The organism is Solirubrobacter ginsenosidimutans (assembly GCF_027587205.1).
This window is the reverse complement of the sequence record NZ_JAPDOD010000002.1, coordinates 410,399-426,571: the sequence shown is the minus strand read 5'-3', so window position 1 is coordinate 426,571 and position 16,173 is coordinate 410,399. Positions and strand designations below refer to the sequence as shown.

Annotated in this window: 13 protein-coding genes; 10 read left to right on the top strand and 3 right to left on the bottom strand. The window is 72.7% G+C overall.

Features of this window, described 5'->3' with window-relative positions:
• Nucleotides 1-16: 16 nt before the first annotated feature.
• Entirely contained in the window at nucleotides 17-769 is a 753-nt protein-coding gene (locus OM076_RS04495; RefSeq protein ID WP_270038248.1) for a helix-turn-helix domain-containing protein, read from the bottom strand.
• Between the two features lie 87 nt (nucleotides 770-856).
• Between OM076_RS04495 and OM076_RS04490 the strand changes: the two genes are divergently transcribed.
• The 10 genes from OM076_RS04490 (at nucleotide 857) to OM076_RS04445 (ending at nucleotide 14,430) form a co-directional block, all read left to right on the top strand.
• A complete protein-coding gene (locus OM076_RS04490) occupies nucleotides 857-1,345 on the top strand; it encodes a carboxymuconolactone decarboxylase family protein (protein WP_270038246.1) in 489 nt (162 codons plus the stop codon).
• Nucleotides 1,346-1,595: 250 nt separating this feature from the next.
• Complete coding sequence (locus tag OM076_RS04485) at nucleotides 1,596-3,239, top strand: hypothetical protein (RefSeq protein ID WP_270038245.1); 1,644 nt, start codon at nucleotides 1,596-1,598, stop codon at nucleotides 3,237-3,239.
• Between the two features lie 102 nt (nucleotides 3,240-3,341).
• A complete protein-coding gene (locus OM076_RS04480; protein WP_270038244.1) occupies nucleotides 3,342-3,695 on the top strand; it encodes a P-II family nitrogen regulator in 354 nt (117 codons plus the stop codon).
• Nucleotides 3,695-4,981 (top strand): ammonium transporter, encoded by a 1,287-nt coding sequence (locus OM076_RS04475; RefSeq protein ID WP_270038243.1) that lies wholly within the window; start codon nucleotides 3,695-3,697, stop codon nucleotides 4,979-4,981. The genes OM076_RS04480 and OM076_RS04475 overlap by 1 nt, the downstream gene beginning before the upstream one ends.
• A 6-nt stretch (nucleotides 4,982-4,987) precedes the next feature.
• Nucleotides 4,988-7,855, top strand: coding sequence for a helix-turn-helix transcriptional regulator (locus OM076_RS04470; protein ID WP_308214332.1), 2,868 nt, complete (start codon nucleotides 4,988-4,990; stop codon nucleotides 7,853-7,855).
• Nucleotides 7,856-7,899: 44 nt separating this feature from the next.
• On the top strand, nucleotides 7,900-9,111 hold the full coding sequence (locus OM076_RS04465; RefSeq protein WP_270038242.1) for a glycosyltransferase: 1,212 nt from the start codon (nucleotides 7,900-7,902) through the stop codon (nucleotides 9,109-9,111).
• Nucleotides 9,112-9,149: 38 nt separating this feature from the next.
• Nucleotides 9,150-9,704 (top strand): HdeD family acid-resistance protein, encoded by a 555-nt coding sequence (locus OM076_RS04460; RefSeq protein WP_270038241.1) that lies wholly within the window; start codon nucleotides 9,150-9,152, stop codon nucleotides 9,702-9,704.
• 2 nt (nucleotides 9,705-9,706) lie between these two features.
• Complete coding sequence (locus OM076_RS04455; RefSeq protein WP_270038353.1) at nucleotides 9,707-10,552, top strand: alpha/beta fold hydrolase; 846 nt, start codon at nucleotides 9,707-9,709, stop codon at nucleotides 10,550-10,552.
• Between the two features lie 9 nt (nucleotides 10,553-10,561).
• Nucleotides 10,562-13,117: an MGH1-like glycoside hydrolase domain-containing protein gene (locus OM076_RS04450; RefSeq protein WP_270038240.1), complete on the top strand. Its 2,556-nt coding sequence runs from the start codon at nucleotides 10,562-10,564 to the stop codon at nucleotides 13,115-13,117.
• Nucleotides 13,114-14,430: an alpha-amylase family protein gene (locus OM076_RS04445; RefSeq protein WP_270038239.1), complete on the top strand. Its 1,317-nt coding sequence runs from the start codon at nucleotides 13,114-13,116 to the stop codon at nucleotides 14,428-14,430. Before OM076_RS04450 ends, OM076_RS04445 begins: the two co-directional genes overlap by 4 nt.
• Here the strand turns inward: OM076_RS04445 and OM076_RS04440 are convergent.
• Nucleotides 14,394-15,545 carry a DNA polymerase domain-containing protein gene (locus OM076_RS04440; protein ID WP_270038238.1) on the bottom strand — a complete coding sequence of 384 codons (1,152 nt, stop codon included), beginning with the start codon at nucleotides 15,543-15,545 and terminating at the stop codon, nucleotides 14,394-14,396. The genes OM076_RS04445 and OM076_RS04440 overlap by 37 nt on opposite strands.
• Nucleotides 15,546-15,568: 23 nt before the next feature.
• Nucleotides 15,569-16,171 (bottom strand): hypothetical protein, encoded by a 603-nt coding sequence (locus OM076_RS04435; protein ID WP_270038237.1) that lies wholly within the window; start codon nucleotides 16,169-16,171, stop codon nucleotides 15,569-15,571.
• Between the last annotated feature and the right edge of the window lie 2 nt (nucleotides 16,172-16,173).

Genomic DNA, 16,173 nt, shown 5'->3' with positions numbered 1-16,173 from the left:
CGAGTCTGGCAGGCGGTCAGCCGGCGGGGAAGAACGACTCGACCCGGATCTCCTGCAGCGTGATGTCCTGCGGGGTGCCGAGCGTCGTGACCATCGAGAAGTAGCGGCGCTCGCGGCCGTCCTTGGCGAAGACGACCGGGAGGACGGGCAGCGGGGTGGTCGCGAAGTCGGGCGTGCGCCACGCCGGCGGGACGCCGGGGAGGGCGAGGACCTCCTCCAGCAGGGCGCGGGTGACGAGGTCGGGCACGCCGCCGATCGCCTCGCGGTGGATGCGCTGCACGAGCGCCTCGCCGGTCTGCTCCCAGTTGGCGACGTGCGGGCGCAGCGGGCCGAACATCAGCCGGACGACGTTGGGCGGGTCGCCGGGGTGCTCACCGTCGAGCAGCCAGGCGAACAATGCCTCTGCGGCGCGGTTGGTCCGCAGCACGTTCCAGTGGCGGTCCATCACGACCGCGGGATCGGGCTCGTGATGCTCGAGCATGCGGTCGAGCGCCTTGCTGATGTGGGTCATCGCGGCGTCGTCGAGGCCCGTCTCGCGGTACTGCGGCGCGTAGCCGGCGGCGAGCAGGACCTGGTTGCGCTCGCGGAGCGGGACGTCGAGGGCGCGCGTGAGCGTGAGCACCATCTCGCGGCTCGGGTTCGCTCTTCCGCTCTCGACGAAGGAGACATGGCGGGCCGTCACGCCCGCCTCGGTCGCGAGCGCGAGCTGGCTCATCCGGCGCTGGGCGCGCCAGTGCTGCAGGAGGGCGCCGACGGGGCTGGGTTGCACGCCGCCGACTGTAAGTCCGCGGCGGGCGTTGCGCACTTCCCTCGGAGGGAATTGTCGGGCGCCCCGATCCCCCGCAGGCTGCTCGGCATGACGACCTTCACGATTCACCCCGGTTCCGGCGAGACCCTGCAGGCGCTGGAGCGCAACATCGGCTTCATCCCGAACCTCGCCGCGGCGATCGCGGCCTCGCCGGCGGCGCTCTCGGGCTTCGTCGGCCTGCAGACGGCGCTGCGCTCGACCACGCTCACCGGCCTCGAGCGCGAGGTCGTCGGGATCACCGTGAGCCGGCACAACGACTGCGCGTACTCGCTCGCCGCGCACAGCACGTTCGCGCGCAAGCAGGGCGGCGACGAGCCGCTGATCGCCGCGCTGGTGGCGGGTGAGCCGATGGCCGACTCGGGGCTCGAGGCGCTGCGGGCGTTCACGCAATCGCTGCTCGAGCAGCGCGGGCACGTCGCGAGTGAGCTCTCGCCGGAGGTGACGCTCGAGGTGATCGCGCAGGTCGCCTACACGACGCTCGCCAACTACGCCGCGGACGTCTCCGGCGCCGCGATCGACGACGCGTTCCGCGCGTAGAGGGACGAACGTCAACTGCGCCGGGTGGGAAGGGCCGCTGCGGTGGGATGGTGAGCGAGCGTCGACTTTCGTGAGCAGAGCGCGAGAAACTCGACGCTCGCGTCGCGAGCGAACCTGATCGAGCACACGGTCGACCGCGGCGACCGGGCCCAGGCGTGCGACGGGGCACGCGTTCCTTCTCCGTGGCCCGTAACTGTCGGTATCCCGGCGCAGTTGACGTTCAGGACCCTTCTGGCGTCATGCTTCGGGCGTGTACCCGTTCACTCCAGACGTCCTCGGCGCGATCGAGGACGCGGTCGCCGCCGCCTCGCGCGACGGCCGCGGCGTCGTGCTGCTGCTCGAAACCGACTCGCCCGTGGGGCGGGTCGGCGCGCCTGGGCCTGAGTTGCTCACGGGCGGGTTCGACGAGCCGGGCGCGCGTGGCGCGTTCGTGGCGGGCGAGGAGACGTACACGGACCCGGACGCGCTGATCGCCGCACTGCAGGAGCGGTTGGGATCGGACGGCGCCGTTCTCACACTGACCGACCTCGACCTCGGTCTGCCGACGATCAACTGGAGCGACTACTTCCTGCTGCGCGCGCTGCCGCCGCTGCTGCGCGCGCATCCGCTGGTGGTCGTGGCGACGATCTCCTCCGCCGGTTTGGACGTGGGGATCGTCGCCGAGCTCTCCGAGACAGGGCTCTTGCAGGTGCTCGACCCCGGAGCCGCGCCGGTGGCCGACGATGCGCACGAGCAACTGCGGCGCGCGTTCGCCCCGCTCGGCCCCGAGGCCGAGGCCAAGGGCTACGAGGTCGCGCGGCAGACCCTGCGGATCGCCGCGCTCGAAGGGCGGGAGTTCACGGTCGCCGCGCTCGCGCGGGTGCTCGACGAGGACGAGGACGCGCTCAGCGACCTCTTCGACGATCACCTCGTGTGGGATGACGAGCACCCGGACGCCCCGCTCGACGAGCTGGGCTTCTTCCAGGCGCCGGATCGGTCGCTGTTCCGCTATCGCTTCCGCGACGCGGCCTTCTGGCGCGCGCTGCACGGCGACGACGCGTCGGTCCGGCGCGCCGCTCGCCGCTACGTGCAAGCTCTGGAGGACGTCTACGGCCCGCAGGCGCCGGAGGCGTTGTTCCGCGTCTGGACGCTGCTGCGGCTGGCAGGCGACGACAACGGCGTGCCGTTCTATTGGCCCGCGAACGGGCTGGCGACGGTCGAGGACCGCGTACGGCTCCTGGCCGCCGAGGCCGCGGCGCACGAAGGCCCGGACGCCCCGCGCGATCCGGCCGCGCTGGTGGCGGCTGCGCGGCGGATCCTGCAGAACGTCGGGGCCGTCGCTCTCGACCGGGAGACGGTCCTGCGCTACGCGCAACTCGTGCGCGACCTGATCGCCCGGGGCGAGGAGGCGCTGCCGGCCGAGCGCCGCGGCAACGCGTGGTCGGACGCCTACCAATTGCTCGGCGTGGCCGCGCTCGGCCACGGGTGGCTCGGCGACCGCGCGCGCTGCGAGGCCGCCCGCCGCGACCTGCTCGATCCGCTCGATCGCCTCGCCCTCGCCCACCAGACGACGACCGTCGCCGAGGCGCTGCTGGAGGTCCTGGCGGCCGGCGACGCGGACACCGAGGCGCACCTCGGCCTCGTGGTGCCGTGGGTCGACGAGGCGCTGCGCGACCCGGCGCGCATCGAAGGGCTGCTCAACGAGGCCGACGGGATGCTCGCCGGCGTCGCGGCCGACGAGCGCTCACACACCGAGGCGCACGTGCTTCACGCCCGCGCGGGGCTGGCATTCGTGGCGGGTAAGCAGGACCGCGCGCTCAGCCTGGATCGGCGCGCGCTGCTCCTGCTCCGCGACGAGGCCGAGGACACCTGCGGCCTCCAAGCCGCGGTCCGGGCTCGTCTGACGGAGGGATAAGCGTTCGGCGGACGGTTCGTACACGTGGATAAAGACGCTCGGCCCGGATGCGGAAAGGCTCCTGGGCGGAGAGTCCGATCCACAGCTGGGAGACAACTTCAGATGAAGCTCGTTATCGGGATCGTCCGTCCCGAGAAGACGAACGAGGTGCTGGAAGCCCTCTACCGCGCCGAGGTGCGAGGGTTCTCGATGAGCCGGGTGCAGGGGCATGGCGGGGAGTTCGACCGGGTCGAGACCTACCGCGGTACGACGGTCCGGGTGGGGCTGACCGAGAAGGTCCGCTTCGAGATCGCGGTGTCCGACGACTTCGTCGAGCCGACGATCGAGGCGCTGTGCTCCGGCGGGCAGACTGGCGAGGTGGGTGACGGCAAGATCTTCGTGCTCGACCTCGAGCAGGTCGTGCGGATCCGCTCCGGCGAGACCGACAACGCCGCGGTCACGCCGGTGGGTGCCTGATGGCGCCGGGGATCGACGCGGGCGACACCGCCTGGATGCTCGCCGCCACCGCGCTGGTGTTGCTGATGACGCCGGCGCTGGGACTCTTCTACGCGGGGCTGGTGCGCTCCAAGAACACGTTGAACACGTTCATGATGTGCGTCGCCGCGCTGGCGGTGGCGACGATCACGTGGGCGCTGATCGGGTACTCGTTCGCGTTCGCTCCGGGGAACGGCTTCATCGGCGGGTTCGGGCACGCGTTCCTCGACGGCGTGGCGTTCGCGCCGCGTGAGGGGACGAAGATCCCGCACCTGCTGTTCTTCGCCTTCCAGGCGACGTTCTGCATCGTCACGACCGCGCTGGTGGCGGGCGCGGTGGTCGAGCGGATGCGGTTCGCGCCGTTCCTCGTCTTCGCCGCGCTGTGGTCGGTGCTCGTCTACGGCGTGCTCGCGCACTGGGCGTTCGGCGGCGGGTGGCTTCAGTCGGGCGGGACGCTGGACTTCGCGGGCGGCATCCCGGTCGAGATGGGGTCGGGCTTCTCGGCTCTGGCGGCGGCGCTGGTGGTGGGCGCGCGGCGCGACTACGGGCGCCAGGCGTTCCTCCCCCACAACTCGATGTTCGTGCTGCTGGGCGCGGGGCTGCTGTGGTTCGGGTGGTTCGGATTCAACGGCGGGTCCGGGTTCGGCGCGTCGGACGCGGGCGTGCTCGCGTTCGTCAACACGCTGCTGACGCCCGCCTGCGCCTTGGCGACCTGGTTCGTGCTCGACCTGCTGCGCTCGCGCCAGGTGACGGCGATCGGGGCGGCGACGGCGATCGTCGTCGGCTGCGTCGGGATCACCCCCGCGGCGGGGTTCATCTCGCCGCTGTGGGCGATGGTGCTCGGCATCGTCGCGGCGCTGCCCAGCTACGCGGTGATCATGTTCCGCCCGCGCTGGCGGGTGGACGAGACGCTCGACGTCCTCGCCGCCCACGGCATCGCCGGGCTCACCGGGATCGTCTTCATCGGGCTGGTCGCGCAGCAGTCCTGGAACGGGGTCGCCGACGGTGCTCTGTACGGCGACCTCGGGCAGCTCGGCAAGCAGTTGCTGGCGGTGCTGGCCGCGCCCGCGTATGCGTTCGCGGCGACGTACGTGCTGCTGAAGCTGATCGCGCTCGTGGCGCCGCTGCGCGCGAACGCGGAGGAAGAGGCGCTGGGCATGGACCTGGTGGCCCACGGCGAGGAGGCCTACGCCACCGGCGAGGGCGCGATCCTCGTCGAGCTCCCCGAGCCCAAGCCGCGCCGCGAACGCGAGCGGGTGCTCGCGTAGGAGAGAATCGGGAGCCTGGCGTCAGCACCCCTGATCGGCCGCCGGAACGAGCTCGCCTCGATCGAGCAGGTGATCGAGACGGCCCGCTACGGCCGCAGCGGGGTGCTCGTGGTGCGCGGGGTCGCGGGCGTCGGCAAGACCGCGTTGCTGGACGCGGCGTCGGGCGCGGCGGTCGGTTTCCGCGTCCTCCGAGCGGAGGGCGTGGAGGCCGAGAGCGAGCTCGCCTTCGCCGGCCTGCACCAGCTCCTGCGCCCGCTCGAGCCCCTGTTCTCCCGGCTCCCGCTGCCGCAGCGGACAGCGCTGGAGGGGGTCTTCGGGCTCGGCGCGGGTGCCGACCGGTTCGTGGTCGCGGCGAGCGTGCTGGCGCTGCTGGCCGAGGCGGCCGAGGCGCAGCCGCTGCTGTGCGTCGTCGACGATTTCCAGTGGCTCGACCGGCCGTCGGCGGAGGCGCTCGGGTTCGTCGCCCGCCGCCTCGACGCCGAACCGATCGCGCTGCTGCTCGCGCTCCGCGACACGGTCCCGGCGGGACTCGCGCGGTTCGAGGTGCTCGCGCTGTCCGGCCTGGACCGCGCCGACGCCCGCGCGGTGCTCGACCGCGCGGGCCGCCTGGCACCGGCCGACCGCGAACGCGTCCTCGACGCCGCGGAAGGCATCCCGCTCGCGCTGCTCGAACTCCCCCGCGGCCCGGAGGCGGAGATGGGCACGGTGGAGCGCGCGTTCGCCGACCGCGTGTCCGCGCTGCCCGAGGCGTCGCGGACGGCGCTCCTGCTGGCGGCGGCCGACGACGACCCGGAGGGAAGAACCGCGCTGCACGCGCTGGCGGGCGAAGAGGTGCGTGGCGGCGGCGGCGCGACGGGCGGCGGCGCGACCGGCGGCGCCCCGGCGAGTCCGGGGGTGTCGGTCGGGGCCTTCGGGCCCGCGGAGGCGGCCGGGCTCGTGCGGCTCGTGGACGGGCGCGTGGTGTTCCGGCATCCGTTGGTGCGGTCGGCGGTGTACGGGGCCGCGACGTTCGAGCAGCGGCGCGACGCCCACGAACGGCTCGGGGGCGCGCTCACCGCGTCCGCCGACGCGGACCGGCGGGCGTGGCATCTCGCCGGTGCGGTGGCGGCGCCGGACGCGGCGGTCGCGGCCGAGCTCGAGCGGTCGGCGGACCGGGCGCGGGCCCGGGGCGGGTACGCGGCCGCCGCGGCGACGCTGGAGCGCGCGGCGCAGCTGACCGCCGACGACGCGCCTCGCGCGCGGCGGCTCGTCGCCGCGGCCGACGCGGCGCGGTTCGCCGGAGACGTGGGCCACGCGGAGGCGCTGGCCGGGGAGGTGCTGCGCCTGATGGCCGATCCGGTCAGCGTCGCCCACGCGACCGCGATCCGCGGGGCGATCCGGGCGCACCGCGGCGAGCTCGAGGCGGGTGAGGAGGATCTGCGCGCCGCCGCCCATGCGCTCGCGCCGGCCCAGCCGCGGCTCGCTCTGCGGATCGCGGCGCTGGCCGCCGAGACCGGGGCGCTCGCCGGGCGCCACGAGGCGGCGATCGCCAACGCGCGCTGGGCGGCCTCGCTGCCGGGGGGCGACGCCGCGCCTGACCGCTCGGTCGTCGCGTTCATCAACGGCGTCGCCCTGATCCTGAGCCACGATCCGGGGGGCGCGCGGGAGCCGTTCGCCGACGCGCTCGACCTGGCCGGCGACGACCCGCAGCTGATCACCTGGGCCGCGATCGGCGCGATCTACACGGGTGACCTGCTCGGCGGCCGCAAGGCCCTCACCCGCGCGATCGCGGTCGCCCGCGACCGCGGCGCGATCGGCGACGTCGCCTTCGCGCTCCAGGTGCTCGCGAACGTCGAGTTGCTGGAGGGGCGCTTCGCGGTCGCGGCGACCGACGCGAGTGACGGCCTCGCGCTCGCGCTCGAGAGCGGCGAAGAGGCCGCCGCGGCGCACTGCCAGGTGCTGCTCGCGTGGCTGGCGGCAGTCCGCGGCGACCCCGACGACGCCCGCGCGACCGCGCAAATGGCGCAGCTCGCAGGCGATCGCGGCGCGGCCGGCACCGCGACGACCGGCGCAACGGCGCAGCTCGCAGACGTACCCGGCGCGACCCGCGACGCGACCACCCGCGCACCCGCGCAGCTCGGAGACATCGCCGGTGCGGCGCGCGCCGTGGCGACCCGCGCAACCGCGCAACCGTCGCGGCTCGCCGGCGAGTCCGCGCACCGTGCGCTCGCGCTGCTGGACCTCGCCGACGGGCGCTTCGAGGAGGCGTTCGACCGGCTGCACGCGCAGTTCAGCGCTCCCGCCGCGCATCCGGCGCGGCGGCTCTTCCTCGTCGGCGACCTCGTCGAGGCCGCGGTCGGATGCGATCGCGATGCCACCGCCGCCTACGACGAGCTCCACACCTGGGCCGTGAAGAGCGGCTCAGCGTGGTGGACCGCACTCGCCGCGACGGCGCGGGTGCAGCTCGAGGGCGAGGCCGCCTACGACGACGCTGTCAAAGCGCACACCCACATCGCGCTCCCCTTCGAGCGCGGCCGGCTCGAGCTGCGCATGGGCGAAGTGCTCCGGCGGGCGCGCCGCCGCACCGACAGCCGCCGTCACCTCCGCGCCGCGCTCGACCTCTTCGCCCAGCTCGGCGCGACCCCTTGGGAACGCCGGGCGGCAGCCGAGCTGCGAGCGACCGGCGAGACCGCCCGCAAGCGCGACGCGAGCACGCTCGACGACCTCACGCCGCAGGAGCTGCAGATCGCGCGGATGGTCGCCGAGGGTGCGACCAATCGCGACATCGCGGGCCGCCTGTTCATCAGCCCGCGGACCGTCGACTACCACCTGCGCAAGGTCTTTCAGAAGCTCAACGTCACGTCGCGCACGCAACTGGCGATGCTCGACCGGTGATTTCGCCGGTGCGAAGGATCCCGGCCCACGGGACCCTTCGCAGCATGAGTTCACACGTCACCATCCTCGCCGCCGGGACGCGCGGCGACGTGCAGCCGTACGTCGCCCTGGCGCTCGGCCTGCTGGACGCGGGGCACGACGTGACGCTGGCCGCCAACGCCGAGTTCGAAGCGTTCGCCCGAGCCTATGGCGTCCCGTTCAGCCCGCTTCGCGCCGACTACCTCACCCTCGCCGACACCCCCGAGGGCCGCGCGGCGCTGAAGGGAAATCCACTCACCGCGTCACGCAGGATGCGCAAGCTCGCCGCGCCGATGATCCGCCGCATGCTCGACGACGCGTGGGTCGCCGCGCAGGACACCGACGCGATCGTCCACCACCCGAAGTCGCTCGCCGGCCCGCACCTGTCCGAGCGCCTCGGCGTGCCGGCCTACGCGGCGTGCGCCGTGCCGATGCTCACGCCCACGCGCGCCTTCCCGGTCCCCGGCCTGGTCAAGGCGGCGAGCCTCGGCCCCGCGCTCAACCACGCGAGCTACCGGCTCGCCGCGGCTGCGGCCCGGACCTACAAGGGCACCGTCGCCTCCTGGCGCGAAGAGACACTCGACCTCCCCCACGCACCCCACGGACCTCGACCCACCACCATCACGCTGTACGCATACAGCGAGGCCGTCCTGCCACGGCCGAGCGACTGGCGCGCCGACACGATCGTGACCGGCTACTGGTTCCTCCCACCGGCCCCGAGCTGGAAACCGGACCCCGAGCTGCAGCGCTTCCTCGGCACCGGCGCTCCGCCCGTCTATGTCGGCTTCGGCAGCATGCCCACCGAACCGGGCACCGGCGCCCAGGTCGTCGCGGCGCTGCGCCGGGCCGGCGTGCGCGGACTGATCGCGGGCATGGACATCGCGCCCGCCGACGACATGCTCGCCGTCAAGGACGTCCCGCACGAGTGGCTCTTCGAGCGCGTCGCGGTCACCGTCCACCACGGCGGGGCGGGAACCGTCGGCGCCGGCCTGCGCGCCGGCAAGCCCGCGGTGATCGTCCCGCAGGGCGTCGACCAGCCGTTCTGGGCGCGCGCCGTGCACACCACCGGCGCCGCGCCGAAGCCCGTCGACGACCTCACCCACCTCGCCGACGCGATCACCGCGGCCACGAGGCTCACCCCGTGCGCGGCCGACCTCGGCCGCCTCCTGCGCCGCGAGCACAGCACTCACGTCGCCGTCGCGCAGCTCGGCGGGGCGGCCGCGCGCCTCGCCGCCTGACCTTCCTCCCCACCATCCCCTCAACCACAAGGAGCGAAATGCTCTCGTCGTTCACCGCACCCCTGTCACGGGGTCACGCCGCCCTGCGCGGCATCCTGGCCGTCGGCCTCGGCACGACCTTCGCCGTCTGGCCCGGCATCACCATCGGCACGATCATCGCGCTGTTCGCGATCTACACCGTCGTCGACGCAGGCGTCTGCCTCGTCCGCGCCTTCCAGCACGGCGTCTGCGGATCGGATCGCGCCCTGCTCGGCCTGCGGGCGCTGATCGAGGTCATCGCCGCCGGCGTCGCCGTCTTCTACCCGGGCGCCACCGCCGCCGTCATGACCGTCGTCATCGGCATCTACGCCATCACGCTCGGCGGCACCGAGCTCGCCGTCGTCGGCCGCCTGTCGAAGTTCAACGGCAACGGCTGGGGCTGGGAGATCGCCGGTGGAGTGCTCTCGATCATGACCGGCGTCGCGCTGGTCGTCTGGCCCGGCATCGGCGCGGTCACGCTCGCGATCGTGTTCGGCCTCTACCTGGCGATCTCCGGCTTCATGCTGCTGCTCGCCGCCGCCAAGACCCCCAGCGGCCGGACCGTGGTGGCGTGACCATGGGCCTCTTCCATCAGCACGCGCGCACCTTCCTGTTCGTCCACGGTGCCTGGCACACCGCCGCGCACTGGAACAAGGTCGCCGAGCAGCTCACCGAGCAGGGCCATCGCGTCCACGCGCTCGACCTGCCGGGCAGCGGCCTCGACGCCGGCTTCCCGCGCTCCTACCTCAACAACGACTTCGAGGCCTTCGCGACGGAGCCGTCGCCGGTCGGCGGCGTGCACCTCAGCGACTACCGCGACGCGATCGTGACCGAGATCAAGCGGCTCAGCGAGCACGGCCGGGTCACGCTCGTCGGGCACAGCTTCGGCGGCCTGGCGATCACGCAGGCGGCCGAGGTCGTGCCCGAGCTGATCGAGCGCCTCGTCTACCTCACGGCCTACGTGCCGGCCAAGCAGGCCAACGGGGCGACGCTCGCGGCGCTGCCGGAGGGCGCGTCCTCGATCTCGGGCGCGATCCTCGTCGGCGACCCGATGGCCACCGGCGCGATGCGGATCAACCCGCGCGACGCCGACCCCGAGTACGTCGAGAAGGGCCGGCTCGCGCTCTACGGCGACGTCTCGACCGAGCAGTACCTGCGCTTCGCGTCCTACCTGAACCCGGACCTGCCGATGGCCGTCGCGTTCGACGACGCCCGCGGCACGCCGGAGCGCTGGGGGAGCGTGCCGCGCACGTTCATCCGCACCACCGAGGACCGGACCGTGCCGCTGGCGCTGCAGGACCGGATGATCGCCGAGGCCGACGCGTTCACGCCGGGAAACCGTTTCGAGGTGCGTTCGCTGCCCTCGAGCCACTCGCCGTTCGCGTCGATGCCCGGCCGACTCGCGGAGGTGCTGACGACGTAGATTGCCGCCATGGCCCCCGCGAAGACACCTGAACACGTCCGGCTGGAGCAGTCCCGGACCGGCGAAGTCGCGTGGAAGGCGTGGGGCCCGTATCTCTCCGAACGCCAGTGGGGCACGGTGCGCGAGGACTACAGCTCAAACGGCGACGCGTGGAACCACTTCACGCACGATCAAGCCCGTTCTCGCGCCTACCGCTGGGGCGAGGACGGGCTTGCGGGCGTCTGCGACGAGCGCCAGCGGCTGTGCCTCTCGCTGGCGCTGTGGAACGGCGCCGACCCGATCCTCAAAGAGCGCATGTTCGGGCTCACCAACACCGAGGGCAACCACGGCGAGGACGTCAAGGAGTACTGGTTCTACCTGGACTCCACGCCCACGCACTCGTACCTGAAGTGCCAGTACAAGTATCCGCAGGCCGCGTTCCCGTACACCGACCTGGTCGAGACCAACCGGCACCGCGGCAAGCTGGACTACGAGTACGAGCTGCTCGACACCGGGATCTTCGACGAGGACCGCTATTTCGACGTGATCGTCGAGTACGCCAAGGCCGCGCACGACGACATCCTGATGCGCGTCACCGCCCACAACCGCGGGCCGGACGCGGCGCCGCTGCACCTGCTGCCGACGCTGTGGTTTCGCAACACGTGGGCGCAGGGCGGCGCCAAGCCGTCGCTCACGCTCGACGGCGACGCCGTCGTCGCGCGCCATGACGAGCTCGGCGCGTGGCGCTTCGAGGCCGACGCCCCGTTCCTGTTCTGTGACAACGAGACCGGCCCCAAGGCGGCGATCAACGATCACGTCGTCGACGGTGCGCCGCTCAGCGCGACCGCGGGGACCAAGTGCGCCGCCCACCACGTGCTCGAGATCGCCGGCGGCGATTCCGCGACGATCGTGCTCCGCCTGACCGCGAGCGACGAGGCCGTCGACGCCGACGCGGTCTTCAAGACGCGCATCGAGGAGGCCGACGCGTTCTACGCCGAGGTGATCCCGCCCGCACTGGACGCCGACCGAAAGCTCGTGATGCGCCAGGCGCTGGCCGGGCTGCTGTGGAGCAAGCAGTACTACGAGTACGACGTCCACCGCTGGCTGCGCGAGCACGAGGTCAACCCGTGGGACGCCAACGCGCCGGACGTTCGCAACGTCCCGTGGTTCCACATGGTCGCCGGCGACGTCATCTCGATGCCGGACACCTGGGAGTACCCGTGGTTCGCCGCGTGGGACCTGGCGTTTCACTGCGCGCCGCTCTCGCTGGTCGACGTCGACTTCGCCAAGGCCCAGGTCGAGCTGCTGCTCGAGACCAAGTACATGCACCCGAACGGGCAGATCCCGGCGTACGAGTGGAACTTCTCCGACGTCAACCCGCCGGTGACGGCGTGGGCGGCGCTGTGGGTCTACCAGCGTGAGGAGGAGATCCGCGGCGAGGGGGACCGGGAGTTCCTCGCTCGGGTCTTCGCGCGGCTGCTGACCAACTTCACCTGGTGGGTCAACCGCAAGGACCCCGACGGGCGCAACCTCTTCCAGGGCGGCTTCCTCGGGCTCGACAACATCGGCATCTTCGACCGCTCCGCGCCGCTGCCCGGCGGCGGGACGCTGCGCCAGGCCGACGGCACCGCGTGGATGGCGCTCTATTGCCAGTGGATGCTGCAGATCGCGGTCGAGCTCGGCAAGCACGACTCGAGCCACGCCGACATCGCGCTGAAGTTCGTCACCCACTTCGGCTGGATCGCGGTCGCGCTCACGCCACCCGGCGCCGACACGCCGCTCTGGGACGAGACCGACGGCTTCTTCTACGACGTGATGCGGATGCCCGACGGGACGACGATCCCGCTGCGCGTGCGCTCGCTCGTCGGGCTGCTGCCGATGTGCGCCGCGACCGTCTTCGAGCCCGAGACCCTCGACGGACAGCCCGGTCTCGTCGAGCGGGCGCTGAAGTTCGCCGAGCACTTCGGCGACAGCGTGCCCGTGCTCGCCCACCTGCCGGGCGCGAACGCCGACGGGCGGCGCCTGCTCGCCCTGGTCAATGAGACGCAGCTGCGCCAGATCCTCACCGTGATGCTCGACGAGGAGGAGTTCCTGTCGCCTCACGGCATCCGCGCGATCTCGCGCTACCACCTCGACCATCCGTACGAGTTCGACTGGGACGGCCAGCACTACGAGGTCCGCTATCTGCCGGCGGAGTCGGACTCCGGCATGTTCGGCGGCAACTCCAACTGGCGCGGGCCGGTGTGGTTCCCGATGAACCTGGTGATCCTGCGGGCGCTGTTCAACCTGCACCGCTACTACGGCGACGACTTCAAGATCGAGTTCCCGACCGGGTCAGGCAAGGAGATGAACCTGCGCGAGGTCGCGCTGGCGCTCGGGCGCCGGCTCTCCTCGACCTTCCTGCGCGGGCCGGACGGCCGCCGGCCGGTGTACGGCGGATCGAAGAAGTTCCAGGACGACCCGCACTGGCGCGACCTGATCCTGTTCCACGAGTACTTCCACGGCGACAACGGCGCGGGCCTGGGCGCCTCGCACCAGACCGGCTGGACCGGCTCGGTCGCCACGGTGCTGCGGATCGCGGGATGAGGATCTACGAGATCAACACCGCCGTCTTCCTCGGCGGGCGGCGGCTGGAGGAGATCGACTGGGGCTTCCTGCCCGACGTCGACGCCGTCTGGCTGATGGGCGTGTGGGAGCGCTCGCCGGCGGGGCTGGCGATCGCGCGCGAGAACCCGGAGTTGCTGTCCGGGATGCGCTCCGCGCTGCCCGACCTGCGCGACGAGGACGTGATCGGCTCGCCCTACTGCGTGCGCGACTACGTCGTCGATCCGCGCTTCGGCGACCTGGCGGCGGCGCGGGCCGCGCTGGCCGAGCGCGGGTGCAAGCTGATCCTCGACTACGTGCCCAACCACGTCGCGCCCGACCACCCATGGATCGAGTCGCACCCGGAGTTCTTCATCAGAGGCAGCGAGGCGGACCTGGCGCGCGATCCGGTGTCGTGGCTGCGGGTGGGCGACTCGATCGTCGCCCGCGGGCGCGACCCCTACTTCCCGGCCTGGCCGGACGTAGTGCAGCTCAACGCGTTCTCGCCGGACCTGCGGGCGGCGGTCGGGGAGCTGCTGCGGGGGATCGCGGAGCAGTGCGACGGCCTGCGCTGCGACATGGCGATGCTGATGGACAACGCCGTGTTCGCCCGGACCTGGAGGCTCGAGGAGCCCGAGGACCAGTTCTGGCCGCCGCTGATCGCGAGCGTGCGCGAGGACTTCACGTTCATCGCCGAGGCCTACTGGGACATGGAGTACACGCTCCAGCAGCAGGGCTTCGACTACTGCTACGACAAGCGGCTCTACGACCGGCTCGCCCACGAGGACGCGGCGTCGGTCCGCGGCCACCTGCAGGCGCACCCCGACTACCAGGCCAAGCTCCTGCGCTTCGTCGAGAACCACGACGAGCCGCGCGCGGCGAGCGAGTTCGGCGAGCGGGCGCGCGCGGCGGCGGTCGTGATGTCGACCGTCCCCGGCGGGCGGCTCTACCACGACGGCCAGCTCGACGGCTACCGCACCCACATCCCGGTCTTCCTCGCCCGCGGCCCGGTCGAGACGCCCGATCCGCTGGTGCGGGCGCTCTACGCGCCGCTGGTCGGGCTCGAGGTCACCGACTGGCGGCTGCTCGACGTCCACGACAGCGATCAGCTCGTCGCCTGGGCGTTCACCGGCTACCTGGTCGTCGTCAACCTCAGCGATGTCGAGGCGTGGGGCCGGGTGCAGTTCGCGGTCGACGGCACGCTCACCGACGTGCTGACCGGCGCGCAGTTCGAGCGCTCAGGCCCGGAGCTCCAGGTGGGTTTGGGCCCGTGGCGCGCTCACGTCTTCTCGCTCTCGGACCAGTCGTCCTCGTAGCCCTGGCCCGTTCGCGGTTTTGAACCGAAGCCCCGCTGCGAGTTGCCGAGCGTGACGCCCGGAGGCGGGCCGCCGGGCTGCGGGTCGCCGGCGCGGCCGCGGTGGGTGGGGCGGTCGGTGTCGCGCGACGGCTGCACGCGCTTGGGCTCCCCGCGCTGCTTCGGGAAATGCGGCGGCCAGGGAGCGTCCCCGAGCCCGCCCTCCTCGTCGCGGCGGGCGAGGTCCAGCAGTGCGTCGAGCGAGCCGGGCACGAGGTCGATGTCCGCGGCCGGATCGCCAACCGTCTGCAGTCTTTGCGGGACCGTGTCGAGCCGCAATTCGCCCGGTTCGGCATCGGGCACCTCGTCCCACGCCAGCGCGCACGACACCCGCGCGTCCGGGGTCGGCCGGACGGAGTAGCCGGAGGCGACGGTGCGGTCGCGGGCGTTCTGGTTGTAGTCGACGAACACGCCGTGGCGCTCTTCCTTCCACCACTTGCTCGTCGCCAGGTCGGGCGCGCGCCGCTCCACCTCGCGGGCGAGGGCGAGCGCGGCGCGGCGGACCTCGATGTAGTCGTGGATCGGCTCGATCCGCACGTTGACGTGGATGCCCTTGGAACCGCTGACCTTCGGATAGCCGCGCAGGCCGTGATCGTTGAGGACCTCGTTGACGACCATCGCCGTCTTGCGCACCTCGGGCCAGCCGACGTCGGGTGTCGGGTCGAGGTCGACGCGCAGCTCGTCCGGGTGGTCGAGATCGTCGCGGCGCACCGGGTGCGGGTTGAAGTCGATCACCCCGAGGTTGACCGCCCACGCCAGGTGCGCCTCGTCGTTGGCGACCAGCTCCTCCGCGGTGCGGCCGCTCGGGAAGGCGACCGTCGCCGTCTGCAGCCACTCGGGCAGGTTCTTCGGCACCCGCTTCTGCCAGATCGGGTCCTCGTTGATGCCGTTGACGAACCGCTTCATCACGGTCGGGCGCTCACGCAGGTGGACCAACACGGCGTCGGCGGCCGCCAGGTAGTACTCGACCAGGTCGAGCTTCGTCCAGCCGGGCTTGGGGAAGTAGACCTTGCCGGGGTTCGAGAGCCGGACCTCGTGCCCGGCGACCTCGAGCATCGTGTACTCGCTCTTCGCCATCAGGGCGGAGCGTACCGACGCCGCTATTCCGGACGGCTCGCCCAGACCAGGACGAGCGCGCCGGCGACGAGCAGCGCGACCCAGATCGGCGTGCCGGTGGGGCGCAGGAGGGCGACGAGGCCGACTGGTGGGAGCGCGGCGAGGAGCGTGGCGCGCTCCCCGAAGCCGGCACGGACCGCAAGCGCTCCGAGGCCGAGGACCGTCGCGACCAGCGCCGCGGCCTCGAGCGAGCCGGCACGGGCGTCGCTCAGCGCCAGCACGCCGAGCCAGGCGGCCGCGGCGAGCGGGAGTGCGACCGCCAGCCGGGGACCGCGGCGGCGGGGCAGCGACGTGGGCGAGGCGGTGGCGAGCGCCCCGGCCGGGTCGTCGAGCAGCCGGAGCAGGGGGAGCGCCAACAGCACGGCCGCCCAGCCGGGCCAGCGCTGCGGCGCGAGCACCACGAACGCGAGGGCGCCGACGACCGCGATCCCGGCCGGCGCGGCAGCCGCCCGCAGGCTCGGCCACGCCGGCCCGACGGCGCCGATGACCGCCCGCGAGCTCGCCTCCGCCGGCCGCGGGGCGGTCCCGGCGCGGCGAGAGCAAGGTTGATCGTGCTCTACACGGCTAACGCTTCTTTCGCTGCGCATGC